Here is a 3,094-nt window from a genome sequence, read left to right as displayed (position 1 = left end):
CATGCGGAACCACCGGATCACTAAGCCCGACTTTCGTCCCTGCTCGACTTGTAGGTCTCGCAGTCAAGCTCCCTTGTGCCTTTACACTCTACGAATGATTTCCAACCATTCTGAGGGAACCTTTGGGCGCCTCCGTTACTTTTTAGGAGGCGACCGCCCCAGTCAAACTGCCCACCTGACACTGTCTCCCACCCCGATAAGGGGTGCGGGTTAGAATGTCAATACAGCCAGGGTAGTATCCCACCAATGCCTCCACCGAAGCTGGCGCTCCGGCTTCCAAGGCTCCTACCTATCCTGTACAAGCTGTACCAAAATTCAATATCAGGCTACAGTAAAGCTCCACGGGGTCTTTCCGTCCTGTCGCGGGTAACCTGCATCTTCACAGGTACTATAATTTCACCGAGTCTCTCGTTGAGACAGTGCCCAGATCGTTACACCTTTCGTGCGGGTCGGAACTTACCCGACAAGGAATTTCGCTACCTTAGGACCGTTATAGTTACGGCCGCCGTTTACTGGGGCTTCAATTCAGAGCTTCGCGCGAACGCTAACCCCTCCTCTTAACCTTCCAGCACCGGGCAGGTGTCAGCCCCTATACTTCGCCTTACGGCTTCGCAGAGACCTGTGTTTTTGCTAAACAGTCGCCTGGGCCTATTCACTGCGGCTCTCTCGGGCTTGCACCCAAAAGAGCACCCCTTCTCCCGAAGTTACGGGGTCATTTTGCCGAGTTCCTTAACGAGAGTTCTCTCGCTCACCTTAGGATTCTCTCCTCGCCTACCTGTGTCGGTTTGCGGTACGGGCACCTTGAATCTCGCTAGAGGCTTTTCTTGGCAGTGTGGAATCAGGAACTTCGGTACTATATTTCCCTCGCCGTCACAGCTCCGCCTTCACGGTAATGGGATTTGCCTCATTACCAGCCTAACTGCTTGGACGTGCTAATCCAACAGCACGCTTACCCTATCCTCCTGCGTCCCCCCATCGCTCAAACGATTCATAAGGTGGTACAGGAATATCAACCTGTTGTCCATCGCCTACGCTCTTCAGCCTCGGCTTAGGTCCCGACTAACCCTGAGTGGACGAGCCTTCCTCAGGAAACCTTAGGCATTCGGTGGATGAGATTCTCACTCATCTTTCGCTACTCATACCGGCATTCTCACTTCTAAGCGCTCCACCAGTCCTTACGGTCTAGCTTCAACGCCCTTAGAACGCTCTCCTACCACTGACATCATAGATGTCAATCCACAGCTTCGGTGATACGTTTAGCCCCGGTACATTTTCGGCGCAGAGTCACTCGACCAGTGAGCTATTACGCACTCTTTAAATGGTGGCTGCTTCTAAGCCAACATCCTGGTTGTCTAAGCAACTCCACATCCTTTTCCACTTAACGTATACTTTGGGACCTTAGCTGGTGGTCTGGGCTGTTTCCCTCTTGACTACGGATCTTATCACTCGCAGTCTGACTCCCAAGGATAAGTATTTGGCATTCGGAGTTTGTCTGAATTCGGTAACCCGATGGGGGCCCCTAGTCCAAACAGTGCTCTACCTCCAATACTCTTACCTTGAGGCTAGCCCTAAAGCTATTTCGGAGAGAACCAGCTATCTCCAAGTTCGATTGGAATTTCTCCGCTACCCACACCTCATCCCCGCACTTTTCAACGTGCGTGGGTTCGGGCCTCCATCCAGTGTTACCTGGACTTCACCCTGGACATGGGTAGATCACCTGGTTTCGGGTCTACGACCACATACTCTATCGCCCTATTCAGACTCGCTTTCGCTGCGGCTCCGTCTCTTCAACTTAACCTTGCATGTAATCGTAACTCGCCGGTTCATTCTACAAAAGGCACGCTATCACCCATTAATGGGCTCTAACTACTTGTAGGCACACGGTTTCAGGATCTATTTCACTCCCCTTCCGGGGTGCTTTTCACCTTTCCCTCACGGTACTGGTTCACTATCGGTCACTAGGGAGTATTTAGCCTTGGGAGATGGTCCTCCCTGCTTCCGACGGGATTTCTCGTGTCCCGCCGTACTCAGGATCCACTCAGGAGGGAACGAAGTTTCGACTACAGGGTTTTTACCTTCTGTGACTGGCCTTTCCAGACCTATTCATCTACCCCGTTCCTTTGTAACTCCATGTAGAGTGTCCTACAACCCCAAGAGGCAAGCCTCTTGGTTTGGGCTAATCCCGTTTCGCTCGCCGCTACTAAGGGAATCGCGTTTGCTTTCTCTTCCTCCGGGTACTTAGATGTTTCAGTTCCCCGGGTCTGCCTTCAGTTACTCTATGTATTCAAGTAACGATACTATCCCATTACGGATAGTGGGTTTCCCCATTCGGAAATCTCCGGATCAAAGCTTACTTACAGCTCCCCGAAGCATATCGGTGTTAGTCCCGTCCTTCATCGGCTCCTAGTGCCAAGGCATCCACCGTGCGCCCTTTCTAACTTAACTTGATTTGGCTAAAGATGTTACTCTTTACCCTAATTCTTCTATTTACATAGAGAATCTAAGATGGCGATTACTCGGTTTTATCTTGGTTTTTCTTCTATATGATTTAGTTTTCAAAGAACAATTTTATATCATGAGGAATTGCTCCCTCAAAACTGAACAACAAACTATCAACAATCTATGAATGGAATAAATCCATTTTTCCTTAGAAAGGAGGTGATCCAGCCGCACCTTCCGATACGGCTACCTTGTTACGACTTCACCCCAATCATCTATCCCACCTTAGGCGGCTGGCTCCCAGAAGGGTTACCCCACCGACTTCGGGTGTTACAAACTCTCGTGGTGTGACGGGCGGTGTGTACAAGGCCCGGGAACGTATTCACCGCGGCATGCTGATCCGCGATTACTAGCGATTCCAGCTTCATGTAGGCGAGTTGCAGCCTACAATCCGAACTGAGAATGGTTTTATGGGATTGGCTCGACCTCGCGGTTTTGCTGCCCTTTGTACCATCCATTGTAGCACGTGTGTAGCCCAGGTCATAAGGGGCATGATGATTTGACGTCATCCCCACCTTCCTCCGGTTTGTCACCGGCAGTCACCTTAGAGTGCCCAACTAAATGCTGGCAACTAAGATCAAGGGTTGCGCTCGTT

The 3,094-nt window shown here is 50.8% G+C and carries 2 rRNA genes; both read right to left on the bottom strand.

Annotation, left to right across the window (positions count from 1 at the left end):
* A 23S ribosomal RNA gene (locus tag ACF1AG_RS34735) occupies positions 1 to 2,445 on the bottom strand; the annotation flags it as partial.
* Between the two features lie 206 nt (positions 2,446 to 2,651).
* Positions 2,652 to 3,094 (bottom strand): 16S ribosomal RNA (locus ACF1AG_RS34730); the annotation flags it as partial.

This window comes from Streptomyces sp. NPDC014764, from assembly GCF_043082785.1.
Classification (GTDB): Bacteria; Actinomycetota; Actinomycetes; order Streptomycetales; family Streptomycetaceae; genus Streptomyces; species Streptomyces althioticus.
Note: the sequence above shows the minus strand (reverse complement) of the source record. Positions and strands in the feature narration are given on the sequence as shown.